The 22,804-nt window shown below is 58.7% G+C and carries 17 protein-coding genes; 13 read left to right on the forward strand and 4 right to left on the reverse strand.

What is annotated here, in order from left to right:
• Window positions 1-66 precede the first annotated feature (66 nt).
• On the forward strand, window positions 67-3,177 hold the full coding sequence (locus V1292_RS16495) for an efflux RND transporter permease subunit (RefSeq protein ID WP_334377069.1): 3,111 nt from the start codon (window positions 67-69) through the stop codon (window positions 3,175-3,177).
• 15 nt (window positions 3,178-3,192) lie between these two features.
• Window positions 3,193-3,807, forward strand: coding sequence for a TetR/AcrR family transcriptional regulator (locus V1292_RS16500; protein ID WP_334373780.1), 615 nt, complete (start codon window positions 3,193-3,195; stop codon window positions 3,805-3,807).
• Window positions 3,808-3,951: 144 nt separating this feature from the next.
• On the opposite strand, the gene V1292_RS16505 is transcribed toward V1292_RS16500, so the two are convergent.
• Together V1292_RS16505 and V1292_RS16510 are read right to left on the reverse strand one after the other, a co-directional pair.
• Window positions 3,952-6,201: a xanthine dehydrogenase family protein molybdopterin-binding subunit gene (locus tag V1292_RS16505; protein WP_334373781.1), complete on the reverse strand. Its 2,250-nt coding sequence runs from the start codon at window positions 6,199-6,201 to the stop codon at window positions 3,952-3,954.
• A gap of 1 nt (window position 6,202) precedes the next feature.
• On the reverse strand, window positions 6,203-6,661 hold the full coding sequence (locus V1292_RS16510) for a (2Fe-2S)-binding protein (protein ID WP_334373782.1): 459 nt from the start codon (window positions 6,659-6,661) through the stop codon (window positions 6,203-6,205).
• A gap of 235 nt (window positions 6,662-6,896) precedes the next feature.
• Here V1292_RS16510 and V1292_RS16515 point away from each other — a divergent pair, with 235 nt between their 5' ends.
• On the forward strand, window positions 6,897-8,237 hold the full coding sequence (locus V1292_RS16515) for an SCP2 sterol-binding domain-containing protein (RefSeq protein WP_334373783.1): 1,341 nt from the start codon (window positions 6,897-6,899) through the stop codon (window positions 8,235-8,237).
• A 435-nt stretch (window positions 8,238-8,672) separates the two neighbouring features.
• Window positions 8,673-9,647, forward strand: a complete 975-nt coding sequence (locus V1292_RS16520; RefSeq protein WP_334377070.1) for a LysR family transcriptional regulator — start codon at window positions 8,673-8,675, stop codon at window positions 9,645-9,647.
• 164 nt (window positions 9,648-9,811) lie between these two features.
• Here the strand turns inward: V1292_RS16520 and V1292_RS16525 are convergent, their stop codons facing one another.
• Complete coding sequence (locus V1292_RS16525; RefSeq protein WP_334373784.1) at window positions 9,812-10,909, reverse strand: NADH:flavin oxidoreductase; 1,098 nt, start codon at window positions 10,907-10,909, stop codon at window positions 9,812-9,814.
• A 223-nt stretch (window positions 10,910-11,132) separates the two neighbouring features.
• Here V1292_RS16525 and V1292_RS16530 point away from each other — a divergent pair, with 223 nt between their 5' ends.
• From V1292_RS16530 to V1292_RS16565, 8 genes are all read left to right on the forward strand, one after another.
• Entirely contained in the window at window positions 11,133-11,924 is a 792-nt protein-coding gene (locus V1292_RS16530) for a crotonase/enoyl-CoA hydratase family protein (protein WP_334373785.1), read from the forward strand.
• Between the two features lie 202 nt (window positions 11,925-12,126).
• Window positions 12,127-13,023: an alpha/beta fold hydrolase gene (locus V1292_RS16535; RefSeq protein ID WP_334373786.1), complete on the forward strand. Its 897-nt coding sequence runs from the start codon at window positions 12,127-12,129 to the stop codon at window positions 13,021-13,023.
• Window positions 13,024-13,064: 41 nt separating this feature from the next.
• Window positions 13,065-13,886 (forward strand): SDR family oxidoreductase, encoded by an 822-nt coding sequence (locus V1292_RS16540; RefSeq protein WP_334373787.1) that lies wholly within the window; start codon window positions 13,065-13,067, stop codon window positions 13,884-13,886.
• 172 nt (window positions 13,887-14,058) lie between these two features.
• Complete coding sequence (locus V1292_RS16545; RefSeq protein ID WP_334373788.1) at window positions 14,059-16,137, forward strand: 3-hydroxyacyl-CoA dehydrogenase NAD-binding domain-containing protein; 2,079 nt, start codon at window positions 14,059-14,061, stop codon at window positions 16,135-16,137.
• Window positions 16,138-16,184: 47 nt separating this feature from the next.
• Entirely contained in the window at window positions 16,185-16,484 is a 300-nt protein-coding gene (locus V1292_RS16550) for a putative quinol monooxygenase (protein WP_334373789.1), read from the forward strand.
• A 386-nt stretch (window positions 16,485-16,870) separates the two neighbouring features.
• Window positions 16,871-18,073, forward strand: a complete 1,203-nt coding sequence (locus V1292_RS16555; protein ID WP_334377071.1) for an ABC transporter substrate-binding protein — start codon at window positions 16,871-16,873, stop codon at window positions 18,071-18,073.
• Window positions 18,074-18,146: 73 nt separating this feature from the next.
• On the forward strand, window positions 18,147-19,346 hold the full coding sequence (locus V1292_RS16560) for an ABC transporter substrate-binding protein (RefSeq protein WP_334373790.1): 1,200 nt from the start codon (window positions 18,147-18,149) through the stop codon (window positions 19,344-19,346).
• A gap of 179 nt (window positions 19,347-19,525) precedes the next feature.
• Window positions 19,526-21,328: an AMP-binding protein gene (locus V1292_RS16565; RefSeq protein ID WP_334373791.1), complete on the forward strand. Its 1,803-nt coding sequence runs from the start codon at window positions 19,526-19,528 to the stop codon at window positions 21,326-21,328.
• Window positions 21,329-21,377: 49 nt separating this feature from the next.
• Here the strand turns inward: V1292_RS16565 and V1292_RS16570 are convergent, their stop codons facing one another.
• Complete coding sequence (locus V1292_RS16570) at window positions 21,378-21,893, reverse strand: winged helix-turn-helix transcriptional regulator (protein ID WP_334373792.1); 516 nt, start codon at window positions 21,891-21,893, stop codon at window positions 21,378-21,380.
• A 244-nt stretch (window positions 21,894-22,137) separates the two neighbouring features.
• Between V1292_RS16570 and V1292_RS16575 the strand changes: the two genes are divergently transcribed.
• On the forward strand, window positions 22,138-22,770 hold the full coding sequence (locus V1292_RS16575; RefSeq protein WP_334373793.1) for a 2-hydroxychromene-2-carboxylate isomerase: 633 nt from the start codon (window positions 22,138-22,140) through the stop codon (window positions 22,768-22,770).
• Window positions 22,771-22,804: the final 34 nt, after the last annotated feature.

Genomic DNA, 22,804 nt, shown 5'->3' on the forward strand with positions numbered 1-22,804 from the left:
GCGCCCACCTGCTGCAGGACGGCGCGAGCGCCAGGACGAACGTCTAGGATTAGGAGTGGCCAAATGATGAATTTCAATCTTTCCGCGATCGCCGTTCGTGAACGGGCCGTCACCCTGTTCTTCATCATGCTGTTGGCGGCCGCAGGCGCCTACGCCTTCGTCATGCTCGGGCGGGCGGAGGACCCCTCGTTCACCATCAAGACCCTGACGGTCACGACAGTATGGCCAGGCGCGACGGCGCGCGAGATGCAGGACCAGGTCGCCGAACCGTTGGAGAAGCGGCTTCAGGAGCTGACCTGGTACGACCGGGTGGAGACGACCACGCGGCCAGGTTACGCGTACATGACAGTTACGCTGAAGGACAGCACACCGCCATCGAGCGTGCAGGAGGAGTTCTACCAGGCCCGCAAGAAGCTTGGGGATGAAGCGCGCAAGCTGCCGTCTGGCGTGCTCGGCCCGTTCGTCAACGACGAATATTCGGACGTGAGCTTCGCCCTCTATGCCCTCAAGGCGAAGGGCATGCCGATGCGAGAACTCGCCAGGCAAGCCGAAACCATTCGCCAGGACCTCCTGCACGTGCCCGGCGTCAAGAAGATCAACATCCTCGGTGAACGTCCCGAACAGATATTCATCGAGTTTTCCTATGCCAAACTGGCAACCCTCGGCGTGTCGGCGCAGGATATCGTTGCCGCCCTGCAGCGGCAGAACACCGTCACACCGGCAGGCTCGATCGACACCAAGGGGCCGCAGGTCTTCATCCGGGTCGACGGCGCCTATGACAGCGTCCAGGCGATCGCCGACACGCCGATCGTCGCTGCGGGGCGGACGCTGAAACTCTCCGACATCGCCGAAGTGCGCCGCGGCTACGAGGATCCTCCCACCTACCTCATCCGGCACCAGGGTGAGCCCTCCGTCATGCTCGCGGCGGTTATGCAAGAGGGCTGGGATGGCCTCGCGCTCGGCAAGGCGCTCGAGGAGAGGTCCGCAGCTATCGCTCGGACGCTGCCACTCGGGATGACTCTGGCCAAGGTCAGCGACCAGGCCGTCAACATCACCTCGGCGGTTGACGAATTCATGATGAAGTTTGCGATGGCGCTCGGCGTGGTGCTGCTGGTGAGCCTGCTCAGCCTCGGCTGGCGCGTCGGCATCGTCGTGGCGGCCGCGGTCCCTCTGACGCTTGCCGTCGTGTTCCTCATCATGCTGGAAACCGGCCGGTTCTTCGACCGCATCACGCTCGGCGCCCTCATCCTGGCGCTTGGTCTGCTCGTGGACGACGCCATCATCGCCATCGAGGTGATGGTGGTGAAAATGGAAGAGGGCATGGATCGCATCAAGGCGGCGGCCTATGCGTGGAGCCACACTGCGGCGCCAATGTTGTCGGGCACACTCGTGACCGTCGCCGGGTTCCTGCCGGTGGGCTTCGCGCGCTCGACGGCCGGTGAATACGCCGGCAACATCTTCTGGGTCGTGGGGTTCGCCCTGATCGTCTCCTGGATCGTCGCGGTGATCTTCACGCCCTACCTCGGCGTCAAGATGCTGCCCGCGATCAAGCCGGTCGAAGGCGGTCACCACGCGATTTACGGCACACCTAACTATCGGCGCCTGCGAAGCCTCATCACCTTCGCCGTGCGCCACAAGTTCGTAACCAGCGGCATCGTCGCCATCGCTTTCGCGCTTTCCGTCGTCGGCATGGGCGCCGTCAAACAGCAGTTCTTCCCGACGTCCGACCGCCCCGAAGTGCTGGTGGAGGTTCGCCTGCCGGAAGGCACCAGCATCGGGACGACGACCGCCACAGTCGAGAAGCTCGAACGCTGGCTGAACCAGCAGTCGGAGGCCAAGATCGTCACGAGCTATGTCGGTCAGGGCGCTCCCCGATTCTTCTTCGCGATGGCGCCGGAGCTGCCTGATCCGGCCTTCGCCAAGATCGTCGTGCTTACACCGGACGCGGAGGCGCGCGAGACTTTGAAGCACCGGCTCCGACAGGCGGTGTCAGACGGGCTTGCACCTGAGGCCAATGTGCGCGTCACGCAGCTTGTGTTCGGACCCTACACGCCGTTCCCGGTCGAGTTTCGCGTCATGGGGCCTGATCCCGCGCAATTGTACGCTATCTCTGAAAAAGCGCTCGGTATCATGCGTGGCGTTCCGGACGTGCGGCAGGCCAACCGGGATTGGGGTAATCGCACACCCGTGCTCCGCTTCATCCCGGATCAGGATCGACTGAACCTCATCGGCCTCTCGCCGGCGGAGGTGGGCCGGCAACTCCAGTTCCTTCTTACCGGCATCCCCGTTACGCAGGTCCGCGAGGACATTCGCAATGTCCCCATCGTGGCACGCAGCGCCGGCGGCGAACGGCTGGATCCGGCGCGTCTGGCGGATTTCTCCCTGATGAGCCGGGACGGCCGCCCGATTCCGCTCGACCAGATCGGCCATTCGGAAATCCGTCTGGAAGAGCCGATTATGAAGCGCCGCGATCGCACACCCGTCGTCACGATTCGCTCTGATATCAATGAGGCGACCCAGCCTCCAGAGGTCTCCAAGGAGATCAAGACGGCCCTTCAGCCGCTGATCGCATCCCTTCCGGCCGGCTATCGCATCGAATTGGGCGGATCGATCGAGGAGGCAACCAAGGCCAATGACGCGTTGGCGACGGTCTTTCCCGCCATGATCGCCGCCATGTTGATCGTCATCATGCTGCAGGTACGATCCTTCTCGACGATGGCCATGGTCATGCTGACGGCACCGCTTGGCCTCGTCGGCGTCGTGCCCGTGTTGCTCGCCTTCAACCAGCCCTTCGGATTCAACGCTATTCTGGGCCTGATAGGACTGGCCGGCATCCTGATGCGCAACACGCTGATCCTGACCGAACAGATCAAGGAGAACCGTGCTGCCGGCCTTGATGACTACCACGCCGTCATCGAGGCCACGGTGCAACGCACGAGGCCCGTGATCCTGACCGCACTTGCCGCCGTGCTGGCCTTCATCCCTCTCACGCATTCCGTCTTCTGGGGATCGATGGCCTATACGCTGATCGGCGGCACCGCGGTCGGCACGGTGTTGATCCTGCTGTTCCTTCCTGCGCTTTATGCCGCGTGGTTTCGGATCAAGCCGACGACAGATGCGATCCATGAGGATTCAACGGAGGAATCGGAATTGCAAACAGCAATGGCTGCCGAGTAGGGCTCTGTTGGATCCATGAATCGTCCGGTCCGAACGGGAACTGATCCCGATGAGGCGCGCGCGCGCATCCTGGAGGTGGCGGAGGAGCACTTTCGCCGCATCGGTTACCATAAGACGTCGGTGGCCGACATCGCCTCCGAACTCGGCATGAGCCCGGCGAATGTCTACCGCTTCTTTTCCTCCAGGGATGCGATCAACGAGTCGATCTGCGAGCGGGTTTTGAACGAGGTTGCTGACATCGCCTTTGCGATCGCACACACGAACGCGCCGGCCATGGAGAAACTCGATCAACTCCTGACCGCCGTTCACCGCCACAACAAGATGACGCTGGTCAAGCAAAGGCACATGCACGACCTGATTGTCGTCGCTATGCAGGAGAACTGGACGATCATCAAGGCGCACGTCGAACGGATAGTGGCGATCTTCGAGGCGATCATACGCGAGGGCATCGAAGCGGGCGAGTTCGAGGTCGAAGATGCCGCGAAAGCTGCGCGAGCTGTCAAATTCGCCTTCACGCCATTCTTCCATCCGCGTCTGATCGAGCACTGCGTTCAACACGGCGAAGATACCGAAGCAGACCTGCGCGAGCATATTCGCTTTATCGTGAAAGCTCTTGGCAGGTCCGGCTAAACCAGTCCGCGTATTCAGGTCTGTGGTTCCGAACTAAGCCGACTGCGTCGGAAACCGCAGGCTATGCTCTGTGGGAGTTGGAGGCTGGTAACTGCCTCCGGCGACCCGGTGAGTACAGTCGAGAGGCTTTCTCCCACCAATTTGTCACGCGAATTTGACGCTCTTGTTCAGGGGCAGTTCGCGCACACGCTTTCCGGTGAGAGCAAAGATGGCGTTCGCGAGCGCCGGTGCCGCAGGCGGAACGGGGGGTTCGCCAATTCCCCGCACCTCACCGCCAAGCTGCAATCCCTTGACGATGATTTCCGGTGCCTGATGGAATCTCATTCCCTCGAACTCGTGATAATTGGTCTGGACCGGCGCGAAGTTGTCGTAGGTCAGCTCACAATTCATCGCGTGGCCCAAGCCCCAGATAATGCCTCCCTGGATTTGCGCCTCGAAATTGATTGGGTCGAGAACGCGCCCCACCTCGCAAACGGCGTATACTTTGTCGATTCTGATGCCTTGAGCCGTATCGCTCACTTCAACGACTTGGGCCATCGGTACGCCAAATGATAATGTCAGGGCGACCCCACGAGCGCGCCTGCTGTCTATTCGCGGCCCTTTCCATGCAGAAATATCCCGCAAGGTCTCCAGGACTGCCTTCGATGTCTTATGATCGCATAGACGAATAAGTTCCGACATCGGATCAGCGCCGGCGGCATGGATCAATTCGTCCAGGAAGGAGGCGTGATGAAACCCATTCGCCGAGGCTCCAACCGATCGCCACGGGCTGACGGGCACCATTTCCTTCGCCCGGTAACCTGTCACCCGGTAGTTCGGTATTGCGAAAGGTTGGTCCCAAACACCATTGACACTGCTAGTATCGGGGCCGGGAGGAACGGGCGCCTGCAGACGGTTAAACCAAGAGGCCCCCATTGATTGGCCAGCGATATCGATGCTCATGCTCTCGACCTTGCCATCGCGAACCGTTCCCTTTGCGCGCGAGAGCTGGATTGGGCGCGGATAGTCGTGCGCCATGTTCTCTTCTCGGCTCCACGTCATTTTGACCGGAACGCCTTCCATCGCAATCGCAAGCTCGATGGCCTGCAACGCATAGGTATCGTCGAGTCGAGCTCCGAAGCTTCCGCCGATTGGCTGAGCGTGCACATAAACCTTGGATTCCGGCAGTTGGGCCAGCTTCGCGGCATGCACCTGGAGGAATAGCGGGATCTGCGTTCCCGTCCAGATGTCGAGCCGTTCCTTCGTGTAGAGTACAACCGCATTCATGGGCTCAAGCGGCGCGTGAGCTAGATATGGCGTTCGATACTCCGCCTCAATCTGGTTGGATGCGGCGGTCAATGCCTTCTCGACGTCTCCGTCGTTGCGAAGTCGGCTGTCCTGCAGGTCTTTGGAGAACGAATTCTCTAATAACTTCCACATTCCAGCCGAGTTGGCCGGATAGGGAGGATCGTTCCATTCGATCTTGATCGCGGCCGCAGCCTGAAAGGCTCTCCACGTGTTATCGGCGATGACGCCCACACCGTCTTTGACCGGGACGATCTTCTTTACGCCCCTCATCTTTTCCGCGATAGAGGCATCGTATCGTTTGATCGTGCCTCCCATGCCAGGATTGGCACGCACGGTTGCGTACAGCATCCGGTCCAAACGAACATCAATCCCATACTGCTGTGTACCGGTAGACTTCGCAACGATATCGATCCTGCGCATGCTCTTGCCGATGTAACGCCACTCCTGTTCCGAGCGGAGCGTGACATCAGTAATGGGCTCAAGCTGCGCTGCCTCGACGGCTAGTTCCGCGTAAGTAACGGACTTGCCATCGGGGAAGATCACCTGGCCATCTTTGGTTTTCAGTTGCGATCGGGACACTCCCGATCTCTTGGCGGCCGCCTCCTTCAGAGTCTCGCGCGCAACAGCCCCCGCCATGCGAAGTTTATGATATCCATCGGGTACAGTGGAGGAACCACCGGTGATCTGCATACCTAGCAGACGGCTTAACACTTCGCCGCCACCACGCGCACCCCGTGCCAAGAAGCCATCATCGATTGTAGCAAAGGGCAGGCTGTCGTCCATGATCCGGCTGTTGAAGTATGCCGGACTGGGCGGACCAGGATCGATGCGAACCTTATGCGGATCCACATCGAGCTCTTCAGCAATAAGATGAGCTTGGATGGAATAGGAGCCTTGGCCTTTATCGGCTCGCGGAGTAATAAGCGTGACGCCCTTCGCATCGACGCGGACGTAGGGCGTGATCGCGGCTTCACCCGGCTGGAGGCCTTTGAGCAACGGATTGAGAGGTTCCTTGCGCAAGTTGTAATAGCCGAACGCGACGCCACCGGCGATCGCCGCGGATCCGATCAGAAACGTGCGTCGTGCAATTTTTCCAAGCCGAGCCACGCTATTTCCCCTTCATCATCTGGGCTGCAGTTTCGACGGCGCGCCGGATGCGAGGGTAGGTGCCGCATCGACAGAGATTTCCGCTCATCGCATCGTCAATATCGGTCTTAGACGGATCGGGGGTTTTCGACAGGAAGGCTGCTGCAGTCATCATTTGGCCGGACTGACAATAGCCGCACTGCGCAACTTGGTGCTCGATCCAAGCCTGCTGAATCACGTGTGGGTTTGCCGGCGTTCCAAGACCCTCGATCGTCGTGACGCTGCCGCGAACCTCGCCAGCACTGATCGAGCAGGAACGAACCGCCTCGCCGTCCACGTGCACAGTGCATGCGCCGCAGAGGCCAGCGCCGCAGCCATACTTCGGTCCTGTAATGCCGAGTTCATCTCGAAGCACCCAAAGAAGCGGAATTTCCGGTTCGATGTCCAAGTCGTGCCGCTTGCCATTGACGGTCAATTGCATTGCGAGTGCTCCAGCGATTGAGAAAACGACGATTGGCGCCCGTCCACTCTTCAGGAGCTCCCAACACCCTGGCAGAGTTGAGGTCCCGCTGACAATGCGCGGTCATTCCCTATGGGGCGTTCCTCGTCTATTACCAGACTTGACTAGTTTTTTGCAAGTGACTAAGTTTTGCTTAGACATTTTGATTTGATCGAGATCGGGGCCGAGTTTGACCTGCTGATGAGGGAGCTGGTGTGTGGTCGATTTAGCGAGTCATCCAACCGTTGTATCGCATCGAGCTGAGACAAAAGCGTCGCCGCCGCACACATTGGATGCCGATCTGCTTAGATCATTGTGTTTGGAAGCGGGGGCGGACGACGTAGGATTCGTCGAGGTCGATCGGGAATATCTCGCGGCGCACCGTGCGGATATCGTCAGTGTGTTCCCGCGCACGAAATCGATCATCAGTATTGTGTGTCGGATGAATCGCGAGAACATCCGAACTCCAATGCGATCCATCGCAAATATCGAATTTCACCACGTCGTGCACAAGACAGACGGCGTGGTTCGAGAGATCGTCAGTAGACTGGAAGACGTTGGCGTTCGAGCGATAAATGCAGCTGCCGTCGGCTTTCCGATGGAAATGGACCGGTTCGGCGCAGGTAAGCAGTGGCTGGTATCGCACAAGCCCATTGCCGAAGCGGCCGGCCTTGGTCGGATGGGCATTCATCGCAACGTCATCCATCCCAAGTTTGGCAACTTTATTCTTCTCGGGACCGTTTTGCTGGACGCGGAGGTCAGCGCTTATTCCCGACCGCTCGACTTCAGCCCTTGTCTGGAATGCAAGCTCTGCGTTTCCGCTTGTCCCACGGGTGCGATCGCGCCAGATGGGCATTTTGATTTCGCGGCATGCTACACGCACAACTATCGTGAATTCTCAGGCGGTTTCACCGATTGGGTAGATACGATCGCCGACAGTCCGAGTTCGCGTGCCTATCGGGATAGAGTCACGCCGGCAGAAACGGCCTCAATGTGGCAAAGCCTTTCCTTCGGAGCGAATTACAAAGCCGCTTACTGTATGGCGGTGTGTCCGGCAGGCGAAGATGTGATCGGTCCGTATCTTGCCGACCGAAAGCAATACATGGAAGAGATAGCCAGACCGCTAAACGAAAAGGCTGAGACCGTCTATGTCGTCGCCGGATCTGACGCTGAAGCCTACGTGCCCCGCCGCTTCCCGCACAAGCCGATCAAGCGCGTCCGCAACGGGCTCTCGAACATACGTTCGATTTTCGCCTTTCTGAGATCGCTTACATTGGTCTTTCAGCGGGGACGTTCTGCCGGCCTTAATGCGACGTTTCATTTCACATTCGTCGGCCGCGAAACCGCGGAAGTGACCGTCGAGATCAGGAACAAGACGATAAAGGTTACCAATGGCCGCCACGGTGCGGCAGATTTCGCTATGACAGCCGATAGTGACGCGTGGCTGAGCTTTGTCCGCAAAGAGGTGAAGCTGCCTTGGCTGCTGCTGCGCAGGAGACTTCGCTTCCGCGGTTCACCGAGGCTGCTGCAGGCCTTTGGCCGGTGCTTTCCGTCTTGATCGTTCTGAGCGTGGACAGACGGCCATAAAGCCGTACAGATCTGATGCCCGAGCGTCTAAGCGTTGGCGCGGTAGCGCCCCCGGTCGCCAGTGTATCCTATCCTGCTATTTTGAAAGCACCGCGGACGGATGATCAACGCACTGCTTTACGAATCAAGATGCTCGCCGAGGCAAACGTTTTGCCTTGACGTTGTGCATGATGACCATCATTCTCGTTGCTGAAGATGAGGAACGAGGCAGAAAGCGCACCGAACTCTGGGCACTCTGGCAACTGTTCAGACGTCAGCGTTGCCCGTGCGGAATGGAGCAGATGCGCGCTGAGTGTCCAGGGGGGCGGCGATGGCGGTTGAGGTTCTGACGCAATCTTCCGGAGGCCATCGGGACGCTTGCCAGACCGTCGAGTCGACTACCGAAGCTGCAAGCGGTCAGGTCCAGATTTCGTCGCCGAGAGCACGAGGACGAGCGGCGGAAGTAAACTGGGATCTCTTCCGACTATTCGTTTCCGTCGCCAAGATCGGCAGTCTCAATCGGGCGGCTCGCGAAATTGGTATGAGCCAGCCGACACTCGGTCGGCGATTGAAGGAGCTGGAACGCTACATCGGAGCTCCGCTGTTCTTTCGAGTGTCGTCCGGTGTCAAGCTCACACAGGAAGGCGAACAACTCCGTCAGTCGGCGGCTGACATGGTACGTTCGTTCGAGTTGTTTCAGCGCGACCTGTCATCGCGCGTCGGGGACAGATCCTACTCTATCAAGATCTCTGCCACGGAAGGCCTGACCAAGCACTGGTTGTTGCCTCGCGTCAGAAAGCTGCGTGCGCTGGACGACCAGATCCGACTTGAGATTAACTCCACGGTTCTGCAGCAGAATCTTGCCGCAAGCGATCTCGATTTCGTTCTCAGGATGGGACATCCGGGCGACAACGAGCTGATTGGGCGGCGGGTGGCGACGGTTGCATTCGGTTTGTTCGCATCCGAAGCCTACCTGGCTGGGCATCCGGCGCCACGGTCTGTTGCGGATCTCGACAAGCACGAGATTATCGGGAGTCCGGTTGACTTTGCCGACCTTCGCAGTGAACGTGCTGGACAAATGGTTCTCCTCACGCGCTTCAAGGCTGCCGCGGACGCCCGCGGCGCATTGAGGGTAATGCCGATCGCAAATCATTTTTCGGCCGCTGCCGCGGGACTGGGGTTGGCATTCCTGGCGGTCCCGTTCGCTCTCGCAGAGGGCTTGGTGCGTGTTCTTCCGCACGAATCGTCGTCAATGGATCTTTGGCTATTGCGTCGACGCGAGAGCGATCTACGCAAGCTGACACGGCAGGTCCGTCGATGCCTCGAAGCAGAGTTTGCGGAGTCTCGTGCGTGGTTTCTGGGGCAGCAAGGGCCTCGAAGGCGTTTGCAGCGCATTGCGTGACGGTCTCATGATGCCCTGAAAACGAGCGCACCGGATCTTCCGCGGTCGCGGAGTGGCTTGGCGTCTCCTATTTCGCGGAGCCTATTGCCGCTAACAGCTATGTAGGCAGTGCTTGGCATGGCTCAGTTGCCAGAGCTTGTCTCAATCAAAAGGAGAAAGCCGGATCAAAGCATCGCCATCGATGCCGGAGAAAATGCCGACAGTTCGGCGAATTGCCGGTCGCGGACTTTCGATGTCCAATATGGATCGGCGATCAGCGCCCGGCCCACCGCGACAAGATCGAACTCGCCACGTCCAAGGCGCGCTTCCAGATCGTGCAACTCGCGGACTTCGGCGCTCTTGCCCTTGTAGGAGTCGATAAAGTCGGCACCTTTGAGGCCGACAGATCCAACGGTGATCGATGGTTTTCCGGTAAGCTTTTTGCTCCATCCGGCGAGATTGAGATCGGAACCGGAGAACTCGGGCTCCCAGAATCGTCGCGTTGAAGCGTGGAATATGTCGACGCCGGCGTCGACCAGCGGAGTCAGGAGGGCGGCCAGCTCGTCAGGGGTGTGCGCAAGTCGCGCGCTATAGTCTTGCTGTTTCCACTGGGAGAAACGGTGAATGATGACAAAGTCCGGTCCGACGCGCGTTCGAATTGCCTTGATGATCTCAGCGGCGAACCGGGTCCGCTTTACCAGGTTTCCCCCGTAGGCGTCGTCTCGCCTGTTGGACTGCGCCCAGAGGAATTGGTCCACCAGATATCCATGCGCCCCATGTAACTCGACAGCGTCGAAGCCGATCTCTTTCGCAACCAGTGCAGCTCTTGCAAACGCGTCGATCGTGTCGGCGATATCCGAATCGGTCATCGGCTCGGCGACTTGCTTCCCGGAACCCGAAAGTCCCGAGGGCCCGTCCGATTTGCCGGCAGGCCGGGGACCGGTGCCCGCTCTGCGCACCATGCCCTGATGCCAGATCTGCGGCGCGATCTTCGCGCCGGCGGCATGGACGGCAGCGACGACCTTGCGCCAGCCGTCGACGCTCTGGGGTGAATACAGGTTCGGGATATTGGAATCGTTTGAGCTGCCGGCCCGATCGATGGTCGTGCCTTCGGTAATGATCAGCCCAACCCCGCCTTCCGCTCGCCGGCGGTAGTATGCGGCAACATCGTCTCCGGGCGTCTCGTCGGGACTTTTGGAGCGGGTCATGGGCGCCATAACCACACGATTGCGAATTTCAAGCGATTTCAGCTTGAAGGATTCGAACAGTGGGTTAGTCGTCATGATGCGCCTCCGCAGTAGATATTGGGGTTTGCAGCGCTGCGGCCGCCAGCTGTTAGCGCCGGGAGAGTAAACGACCTACCCACCATCATGAAATTCATTCCTGAATAAGCGAGGCACAAGAATGTTGTAGCCGGCGTCGGGCACAAATTGTCTTGTGACCTGATCGAGCGCACCGCCGCGGGCTGCTATCCCCTCAGGTGTCAAGCGCTGCAAGGAGGAGCAAATGAGCGAGCAGAAGCCCCCGCTGGGTCAGATCCGCACTGAAGTTCATGATCGGGTGCTGAAAATCATCATCGACAATCCGACGAAGAAGAATTCGTTCAACCCGCAGATGATGGTGCAGATCTCCGATGCGATGACCTTGCTGGATCGCAATGACGATTATTGGGCCGGCGTGGTCTGCGCCGAGGGCAGCGACTTTACCTCCGGCCTCGACATGCCCAAATTCTTCGGCCCGAAGGCCGAAAGGGTTGATCCCCCGGCTGCCAACATCGACGTGTTCGCCCTCAAGGGACGTTGCCGAAAACCGGTTATCACCGCGGTGCAGGGCATCGTCTACACCATCGGCATCGAAATGATGCTCGCCGGAGACATTGTCGTCGCTGCCTCAAACAGTCGATTCTGCCAAATGGAGTCGAAGAGGGGCATTGCGCCGCTCGGCGGTGCGCACTTCCGCTTTCTGACCCGGGCCGGTTGGGGGGATGCAATGTACCATCTGTTCCTGTGCGACGAGTTCGATGCCGCGCAAGCCCATAAGATCGGCCTTGTGCAGGAAGTGGTCGAACCCGGAAAGCAAATTGAGCGTGCGATGGAGCTGGCGCAAGCGATCGTCAAGAACGCGCCGATCGGAATCCAGGTCACCAAAGAAGCTGCGTTGAAGTACATCGAGGCCGCTGAAAGAGCTGCGATCGACTACATCCCCAAGATCAAGGATCGTGTCTTCAACAGCCAGGACATGATGGAGGGCATCCAGTCCTTCGTCGAACGTCGTGCCGCGATCTTCAAGGGACGTTAGTCGCCTGCGCCCGCGACTAGTTCGGCAGTGAAAAGGAATCAGCGCGAAAGGCATTTGATCTTACGAAGATCGCGCTCGTGGCGGACGGCTAACGGTGGATTGGGCGCCAAATGGCCGAGGCGCTGGGCGAGCGAGGTGTCAAGGTGATTGTGCCGTCGCGGAATAGGTAGCTTGAGCAGAACCGAAGGAGCCATGACTTGCCATGATTCCCGCCCGCGAGACCTTTGGTGGAACTTGGCCCTTCAAACCACGCTTTTTTGAAGGGGCCGGCTTTCGGATGCATTACGTCGACGAGGGGACCGGCGATCCCATCGTTTGTTTGCATGGTGAGCCCACCTGGGGCTACCTCTATCGGCGTTTCATCCCGCCGCTTTCCGCGACGCACAGAGTCATCGTTCCTGACCACATGGGTTTCGGCAAGAGCGAAACTCCTCGGGATCGAGAATATTCGCTGAGGACTCATGTCGACAACCTGACCAAATTGATCGAAGCGCTTGATCTCAAGAACATTACGTTCGTTTTGCAGGATTGGGGTGGGCTGATCGGCTCAGCGTTCACGCTACGACATCCGCACCGCGTCAGGCGCCTGTTTCTCCTCAACACGTTGGCCGGCTATGGAAAGACCTCCGCGGGGTCGACGCCTTGGTTCCAGCTCATCCTGAAGCATCACAAAGCCGGCACGCTCGGGGAGGTGTTGGGGCACCTGGACGTGAATATCCTCGGCATCATGAAGACGCAGGGTTTGGAGAATTTGTCGGCGGTGGATTCCAATTGGCTTGCAGCCTTCGGCTCGGCCTTTCCAACCAAGGAGGACTGCGTCGGGGCAATTGAGTTTCCGCTCGACGCTTTGCTCGGTCGGATCATTCCATACCTCGAGGAGGGCTTTCCGCTTCTCCAAAACCTGAAATCGAAGCCCGCGATGCTTGCGGTCGGCATGAAGGATCGAGCGATCGCGCCGGAGAACCAGATCTCTGACTTCAGAGCAATATGGCCAGAGGGGCCAGTCATTAGGCTCCCGAATGCGGGACACTTTAGTCAGGAAGACGCACCGGACACCATCATTGCATTGGTTGAGCTGTTCATCCAAAGCGCCAGATGATTGTGCAAGCAAACCTGACTGGTTTGCAGGAACAGCGGTGCGTGTCCGGCTATGAAGAGCAACTCTTTGAAAAGGAATCGCTCATGGGCAGCGTGAAGAAGGCATTCGATCTTACGGGAAAAATCGCCCTCGTAACGGGCGGCTCACGAGGATTGGGCCTGCAGATCGCCGAGGCACTGGGCGAGCAAGGCGCCAAGGTGATTTTGTCCTCGCGCAAAGCCGCCGATCTGGAGCAGGCGTGTTCACATCTTTCGAAGCTCGGATATCAGGCGGACGCGATCGCGGCCGACAATTCCAAGGATGCTGATATCATGCGGTTGGTGGACCAAGCCTTGGGTAAGTTTGGCAGGATCGATATTCTCTTGAACAATGCCGGCGCTACCTGGGGAGCGCCGACGGAGGATCATCCTGTCGAAGCATGGGACAAGGTGATGAATCTCAATATTCGTTCCCTGTTCGTGTTGAGCCAGCAGGTCGCGAAGAGGTCGATGATTCCGAACAAGTACGGGCGCATCATCAACATGGCGTCGATTGCCGGATTGCGTGGTCATGTTGGCGAGCCGCAGATGATTGCCTACAACACGAGTAAGGGAGCGGTTGTCAATTTCACCCGCGCATTGGCGGGCAGTTGGGGTCAGTACGGCATTACGGTGAATGCGCTCGCTCCCGGTTTCTTCCCGTCCAAGATGACGGCCGGAACCATTAAGGCGGTTGGGCTCGACAAGCTGACTGAGGGTGTTCCGCTGCGTCGCATCGGCGATGAAGACGATCTAAAGGGGGCGATCGTCCTGTTCGCCAGCGACGCCGGCAAACATATTACGGGTCAGATATTGGCGGTGGACGGCGGCATCATGGCTGTCTGACAGCTCGCCCGCCGGCGCTTGCTGGCGCGCACTCAATTCAATGTTGAATTGCCGCTCGCCAGATGCGCTGTGGCCAGCACTGACCAAGCCGAACTACCAAGCTGCCAACCAGCCGATGCCGCGCAAACATTTGGGCGGATCCGAGCGCAGTCCTTCCTAAAGGAGATAGCCGATGACAAGCCCTGTTAGTATCGAGAAACACGGCACTGTGGCCGTTCTTCTGGTCGACAATCCGCCAGTGAATGCACTCGGGTCGGCGGTGCGCCAAGGTTTGCGCGATGCCATGCGGGAGGTTCTGGATAATCCGCAGTATGCGGCCGTCGTGCTTGCCTGCGCCGGCCGCACCTTCATTAGCGGGGCCGACATTCGCGAGTTCGACCAGAAGATCGAGGGACCCAGTCTCGACGAAATCAATCGCCTGTTCGAGAATCGGTCCAAACCTGTCGTCGCCGCAATTCATGGCGTCGCGTTCGGCGGCGGGCTCGAAGTTGCGATGGGCTGTCATTTCCGTATCGCGGCGAGCGATGCCAAGCTCGGGCAACCGGAAGTCAAACTTGGATTGATCCCGGGTGGTGGCGGTACGCAACGTCTGCCGCGTGCCATCGGACCGGCGAGAGCTGTGCAATTGATCGTGACGGGCGATCCGATCGGCGCGGAAGAGGCCCTGCAGCTTGGGCTGGTCCACGAAATATTCGAAGGGGATCCAGTCGCGGCAGGTGTTGCCTTTGCGCAGAAAGTTCTGTCCGAACGCCGTCCCGCGCGTTCCCTGCGCGATGACGATTCGAAGCTGAAGGCGGCGCGCGCTGACAGAAGCATGCTGACGAAGGCGGCGGCCGAAGCGATGAAGCGCAATAAGGGGCTGGAAGCTCCGGCGGCCTGCGTGGAAGCCGTTGCCTGGTGCCTGGACGTACCATTCGATGAAGCGATCCGGCGGGAATGGACGCTGTTCACCCGATTGAGAAGCGGCGATCAGTCTAAAGCACTGCGTCACGTGTTCTTCGCGGAACGCAGCAGCAACAAGATCGCTGGTGTCGAAGCGGGCACGCGCCCGCGCAAGATCGATTCGGTCGCGATCATCGGCGCGGGCACCATGGGTGGCGGCATCGCCATGTCCTTTGCCAACGCCGGCATCCCGGTGAAGCTGATCGAGATCGCAAAGGATTCGCTCGACCGTGGCCTTGGTACCATACGAAAAAATTACGAGGCGACCGCAGCGCGCTCCGGGATGTCTTCGGACACCGTGACCAAGCGCTTGGGACTGATAGCGGGTGCCGTTGGCCTGGAGCACGCTGGGCAAGCCGACCTCATCGTCGAGGCCGCTTTTGAGACTATGCAGATAAAGAAGGACATTTTCTCCGAGCTCGATAAAGTTGCGAAGCCGGGCGCGATTCTCGCAACAAATACGTCCTTTCTTGACGTCAACGCGATCGCAGCCGTCACGAAGCGTCCCCAAGATGTCCTCGGGATGCACTTCTTCAGCCCGGCGAATATCATGAAGCTGTGCGAGATCGTGCGTAGTGAAAAGTCGGCGCCGGACGTGCTGGCTACCGCCGCCGCAGTCGCGCGGCGCATCGGCAAGATTCCCGTGGTCGTGGGCGTCTGCTACGGCTTTGTCGGCAATCGAATGCTCGTGGTCCGCCTGCTCCAGGCCCGCAAGATGTTGCTTGACGGGGCACTGCCGGAGCAGGTTGACGCTGTCGCGACGCGGTTCGGAATGATGGGGCCTTTTGCCATGGGGGATATGGCAGGTCTCGATATCGGCTGGCGATCGCGCAAGGATAGTGGCGAGACATCTCCGATCGAGGATGCGTTGTGCGAAGCGGGAAGATTCGGTCAGAAGACCGGAGCGGGGTACTACCGGTACGATGCTGGATCCAGAACGCCGATTCCGGATGCCGACGTAGAGGCCTTGATCGTGGATACCAGTCGCAAGCTGGGCATCACGCGACGCCAGATCAGCGACGCCGAGATTCATGAACGACTGATTTATCCAATGATCAATGAGGGCGCACGAATTTTGGAGGAAGGGATCGTGGAGCGGGCGAGCGACATCGATCTGGTCTGGCTCTATGGATATGGCTGGCCGCCCCAGACCGGCGGTCCGATGTTTCTTGCGGATCAGGTAGGCCTGCCCGTCGTGGCTGAGCGGCTGGCGTTTATGGCCGCACTGGACAAGGACGAAACACTTCGGCCAGTGCCGCTGTTACATCGCCTCGCTACCGCCAGCGGAACCTTCGCGGCTTTCAAGTAGATGCAAGAGGTGCGGGATCTCCGCGTCAAGAGAGGACAATAGACGAGATGGTCTACGTGATAGCAACGCTCACGGTGAAGCCAGAAATGAAGGCGGAGTTGTTTTCCGCCGCGAAGGATTGCATCGCCGCCACCCGTCAGGAAGACGGGTGTATTTCCTACGAGCTGTTCGAAAGTACCACCGATCCGAACAAGCTCGTGTTCGTCGAACAGTGGCAGTCGGCCGACTGCCTCCCTCTGCATTCGAAGAGCGACCACATGAGAGCATTTGGCCGCGTGGCGGTGAAGTGCTTTGCAGCCCCTGTACAGGTCCAGATCATCACTCCCGAAAAGGTCGAGAAGCGGTAGCTCTATCGTCCTCAGACACACTGGGTAGCCATCAATGGGGCCCGGATAGTGGGTTCCATATAAGAACGATTTCAAGGGTGCACGGACTTCCCGTCACCTTTGTCGAGTCATTCAGTAACGACCGGTCCACCCCATGCCGATAGCAGCGTAAGCCGGTTGCCCGCTTCAAAGCTCAAACGCGGTTCTTGCGCGAGCTCAAACGGAGACGCCAGTCTCCCCACTGGATTGCTTCCGTACGGATACGCGGGACAATTCTTCTCGAAGCGGCTTGACGAGTTCTAAAAAAGAACTGTAGGTTAACGGAAAGACGGCTGAACAATGGCCGCGGTTTGCAGGATCGCGGGCCCCGCCGGGGCGCGCACTCCGCTGTTCACAGGGAGGACGCTATGCTCAAATTGTTCAAAGCTGCTTTCGCACTGATGCTTTTGGCGCTGGGATCATCCGCATTTGCCGCTGACGCCCCGGGGGTAACACAGACTGAGATCAAGATTGGCGGGGTCTTTCCTTTCAGCGGACCCGCTTCGTCGATCGGCCTGGTCGGCCGAGGGATTCTCGCTTATGTCCAGTCGATCAACGACCGCGGCGGCATCAACGGACGGAAGATCAACTACATCGCTTACGATGACGCCTACAGCCCGCCCAAGGCCGTAGAGCATGTTCGCAAGCTCGTCGAAAGCGATGAGGTTGCCTTCATCTTCAGCCAACTCGGCACGCCCGGTAATACGGCAGTGGCAAAATATCTGATGTCGAAGCGAGTGCCGGCTATCGGCATCGTCTCGGGGTCGAACAAGTTCACGAACGTGACGGACTTTCCGCTGACGACGACCAGCCTGGTCAGCTTCGACACGGAGGGAAAGATCTACGCCAAATTCCTGACCAAGACGCTGCCGAATGCGAAATATGCCATCCTCTATCAGAACGATGACCTCGGCAAAGATTACGTCAACGCTTTCAAGGCGAGTCTGAAGGGCGATTTCGACAAGAAAGTCACTGCCATCGCTTATGAAATCAGCGATCCAACAGTGGATTCTCAGGTCGTGAATTTGAAGAGCTCAGGCGCCGAAGCATTGCTGGTGGCAGGAACGCCAAAGTTTGCGGCGCAAGCAATCCGAAAGGCGGCCGAGATCGACTGGAAGCCAACAATCCTGCTGAACTACCCCTCCGGTTCGGTCGGCGCGACCCTTAAACCGGCAGGACTTGAAAGGTCGGTGGGGGTGATAGTCGGGACCATCGTAATGGATCCGACCGATGCGCAGTGGGATAGTACCGCAGGGATGAAGGATTATCGGGCCTTCATCGACAAGTACATGCCGGGCGTCGATATCGCCGACGGCAATTACCTCTTCGGTTACACGCAGGCCATGCTGCTCGAACAGTTGATCAAGCAGTGCGGCAACGATCTGTCCCGCGAGAACATCATCAGGCAGGCGAAGAGCATGAAGAATGTGGCGTTGCCGACGCTGCTGCCTGGCATCACCGTCAATACGAGCGACAAAATCAACATGAACTACACGCAGATGAGGCTGCAACGCTGGACCGGCACGCGTTGGGACCTTTTCGGCGAGGTACTCGATGCCTCTTCGGAGTGACCATGGACCAGTAGTAGCGCCGCAACAAAACAGAACCACCTGCCCGGAAGGGCGCGCGTTTGGAGGAAGAGCAATGTTGATGAGATGGAAGACCGTGGCGGCTTTGGCTTTAGTTTTGAGCGGCCCGGCATTCGCGGCCGAAGAGCCCGGAATTACAGCGACTGAGATCAAGATCGGCGCTGTTTTCCCCTTCAGCGGGCCGGCCTCATCGATCGGGCTCGTGGGCAGGGGAGTTATGGCCTATGTCCAGTCGGTCAACGATCGCGGCGGCATCAATGGCCGCAAGATCAACTACATCGCATATGACGACGCTTACAGCCCTCCCAAAGCGGTGGAGCACGTCCGCAAACTCGTTGAGAGCGACGAAGTGTCGTTCATGTTCGGTCAGCTCGGCACGCCCGGCATCTCGGCTACGGCCAAATACCTGAGGTCGAAAGGGGTGCCCAGCATCGCAATCATGAGCGGGTCATCCAAGTTCACGGATGTTGCCAACTACCCGCTGACCACGACAGGTCTCGTCAGCTACGACACCGAAGGAAAAATCTATGCCAAGTATCTGACGAGGGCACAGCCAAACGCCAAGTATGCCATCCTCTATCAGAACGACGATCTCGGCAAAGACTATGTCAACGCCTTCAAGGCGTTTCTCGGCAAGGATTTCGACCGAAAGGTCGTGACCGCTTCGTATGAGGTCACTGAACCGACGGTCGATTCACAGGTCGTCAATTTGAGGAGCTCCGGTGCGGAGGCTCTCGTGATCGCCGGCACACCGAAGTTCGCCGCTCAGGCCATCCGGCAAGCCGCGGTGATCGGCTGGAAGGCGACCGTAATCCTCAATTTTCCATCCAGCTCGGTCGGAGGCACGCTCGCACCGGCCGGACTCGACAAATCGGTCGGCGTGATCGTCGGCACGACCAACAAGGACATTCTGGATCCGGCATGGAAAGACGACCCGGGTATGCAGGCCTACCGGGTGTTCTTTGACAAGTATTTGCCGGGCGCCGACATCACCAATGGCAGCTATCTGACCGGCTATCAGCAAGGTATCGTGCTCGAGCAAATTCTAAAGCAATGCGGCAATGATCTGTCCCGCAAGAATATTCTTGCGCAGGCCAAAAACCTGAAGGACTTCGTCGTTCCAACTGCGCTGCCCGGCATCAAGGTCAACACCACCGACACCGAGAACATGATCTGGACGCAAATGCGATTGCAGCGGTGGGGTGGCACGAGCTGGGAAGCTTTCGGCGAAGTGCTGGACGCCAGGTCCGAGTGACCTGACCACCCGAAGCTACGAGTGCGGCAGTTCGATGCGAACTGCCCACCGTCTGGCCCGAAGCCCGATTGACGGATCACGCATCCAGGCGGTGGGCCCAGCGGCGATGGGCATCAGGGGTGGCAAAGCGCGTGCAGCGCGCGATGGGCTCAATGCAATAATTCAGGAGATCAATTTCGATGTCGACGAAGGCACTGACGTTTGCACCGAGGGAGCTTTCCATAGAGCGTCGAACCGACGGCACGCTCATATTGAGCTCGCCTATTCAGTTGGGCGAGTGCGATTGGCGCATCACAGACTTCCTTCCGACCTGGGCAAATTCTGTTCCGGATAGAATTTTTCTCGCGCAGCGCAACGCGAGGGGAGGATGGGACGAGATTACCTACAGCGAAGCATGGTCGCAGGTTCAGGCGGTCGGCCAAAGCCTGATCGATATGGGCGCAAAGCCGGCTGACAAGCTGGCGGTACTTTCAGGAAACTCGATCGAGAACGCGGTGATCTCGTTTGCAGCGATGTCAATCGGGGTAATCCTGGCGCCAATATCGCCAAACTACACGCTGATGCCCGGCGGCCTGGCTCGTCTCAAGGATATTGCGGAAACCTTGCGACCGAATTTCGTTTTCGTTCAGAGCGGACGCGACTTTTCCGCTGGCCGCTCCATTCCGGAACTGGCAGCCGCAACCTGGGTCAGCGTCGATGGCGCGAAGGACACGGTGCCTTTCCACACGCTGACCGCACGAAGCTTGAGCGACGGATTCGAGCGCGCTTCAAGTGCGGTGTCTTGCGATGCCATCGCAAAGATTCTCTTCACGTCCGGTTCGACCGGTTTCCCCAAAGGCGTGCTCAATACCCACCGCATGATGGCCAGCTCTTTGCAAATGGGGAGTCTGCTGGTGTCGCCTCAAGATGCTCCGGTCCAGGTTGAGTGGCTACCCTGGCACCACACGATGGGCAGCAACGTTATCCTTCACAGCATCCTCAAGAATGGCGGCACACTTTACATCGACGATGGCCGGCCGCTGCCTCAGCTCTTCCACAAGACAGTCGCGAATCTCAGGGAGATTTCGCCCACCGCCATGTTCAACGTGCCTGCCGGCTATAATCTCTTATGCGACGCGATCGAGAACGACCTCGAGCTTGGCGCCAGCGTGTTCAAGCGGATGGATCGATTGAGCTACGCCGGAGCTGCAATTTCGCAGGCGACGCTTGAAAAGCTCTATCGGCTGACATCGTCGATCACCGGCCGGCGAATTCCGGTCATGTCGGGCTACGGTACCACCGAAACGGCCCCGACCATCAGTACGACCCATTGGGCCACCGACCAGCCGGGAGAGATTGGTCTTCCGGCGCCGGGTCTGCAGCTAAAACTGATTCCTGTTTCTGATACTTACGAGGCGAGGGTGAAGGGGCCCAACGTCACCCCGGGTTATCTCGGAAGGCCGGATTTGACGGAAAAGGCGTTCGACGAGGAAGGGTTCTATCGCATCGGCGATACCGTCTCATTTTTGGACCCTCAGAAGCCGGAGCGGGGGCTGCGTTTTACGGGCAGAATTTCCGAGAACTTCAAGCTCGCGAACGGCACGTGGGTCTCGATCGGGAATATGCGCGCAGCAATCCTGGCTGCTACGCGCGGCGTCTTGCTGGACATTGTCGTTGCGGGAGAAAACCGTGAATCGTGCGCGCTGCTTTGCTGGTTGAATCCGACCGAGGCGGCGCGAATTTCGAAGACGCCAGCCTCGGATTTAACCTGCGACGCTCTCGTGGTTCAATTTCTGAGAGATCGTTTTCAGGAATACAATGAGTCCGTTGGAAGCAGCGAACGAATCTGTTCGTTCTGCCTGCTGACGGATCCGCCGTCATTGGCCGCAGGAGAAATCACCGACAAGGCCTATGTCAATCAACGTGCTGTGCTGAAACATCGCTCTGAACAGGTGGAGCGCCTCTACTGCAACGAAACAAATCGAGATGTGATACGGATTTGAGGCGAGTTCAGCCGTTCGCCTCTGAGGTAGTCCGGGGCGAGCAGCTACCTCAAGCGGCCGCTTTGCGGCGCGCTTTTGCCTTCGGGCTCTCTGGCGCCGTTATTGCCGGAGTGCTCCGGGCACCGGGGCCAGGGTGGGTATGAACCTCCTTGGCCGAAAGTGGCTCGCCGCATTCGGAGCACACCATGACCGGATCGAAGTTCTTGCCGCATTTGCGGTGCTGGTGCAGCAACGGTCGCCCGCGCTCGTCGACCATGTGGGTGTCGCCCCAATGCACGATCGCCATCATGATCGGATAAAGATCGAGTCCCTTCTGAGTGAGGATATATTCATGCCGCTTGGGCGACTCCTGATACGGAATGCGGCGCAGCACGCCTTGCCGGACCAGTTTCTTCAACCGCTCGGCGAGCAAATGCCGTGTAATCCCGAGCGCAGACTGAAATCCTTCGAAGCGGCGGGTGCGCAGGAAGCATTCGCGCAGGATAAGAAGGGTCCAACGGTCACCGATCACGCCGATGGTGCGGGCCATCGAACACGGCTCTTCTTCAAGGGCATCCCATCGCATTTTCCTGCTCTCCAGTCATCCGACGACCCGATTCCGCTCGAACCGTCCCGGGAACCTCAGCTTTACCTACCATTCTAGATAGGTACTCAGCTCCAAACAATCCCCTACTGGGGACGCCAAAAGCAGTAGGAATTCCCAGGAATTTGACAGTTCGTTTTTAGAACTGTAAAGATGGGTGGTAGCCGGAATTCGGCTATTGGACATTAAACCTGATCATTCGATGCACGCTCCGGGAGAAGCCGACATGCCCCTGAAGGTAGAATTCCAGTTCGATTTCGGCAGCCCCAACGCCTATCTGGCGGAGGTTGCCATTCCCGGCATCGAGCGGCGTACCGGCGTGAAATTCGAGTATGTCCCGGTTCTGCTCGGCGGCATCTACAAGGCGACGGGCAACATGTCGCCGTTCGATTCGCTTCGCGGCATCAAGAACAAGCCGGAATACCAGGCGCTGGAGACCCAACGCTTCATTCGCCGCCATAATGTAACGAAATTTCGCCAGAATCCGTTCTTTCCGGTCAACACGCTGATGCTGATGCGCGGCGCCGTCGCGGCCCAGTTCGAAGGCGTGTTCGAGCCCTATTTCCGCGCGGCCTACCATCATATGTGGGAAGAGCCGAAGAAGATGGACGACCTGGAAATCTTCCGGAGCGCATTCATCTCCTCGGGGATCGATATCGACCGGCTGATCGCGCGTGCGCAGCGGGATGACGTCAAGAAGAGGCTGATCGATCTGACCAACGACGCCGTCAGCCGGGGAGCATTCGGCTCACCGACCTTCTTCGTCGGAAAGGAAATGTTCTTCGGCAAGGACCAGCTCCGCGACGTCGAGGAATCGATCGTCGAGCAGACCAGACAGGCTGTTCCCAAGACGGCCTAACGGCGACGAGGGCCCGGGTAGAGTGCTAAAAGCC

The sequence above is a fragment of the Bradyrhizobium sp. AZCC 1719 genome, assembly GCF_036924525.1.
Classification (GTDB): Bacteria; Pseudomonadota; Alphaproteobacteria; order Rhizobiales; family Xanthobacteraceae; genus Bradyrhizobium.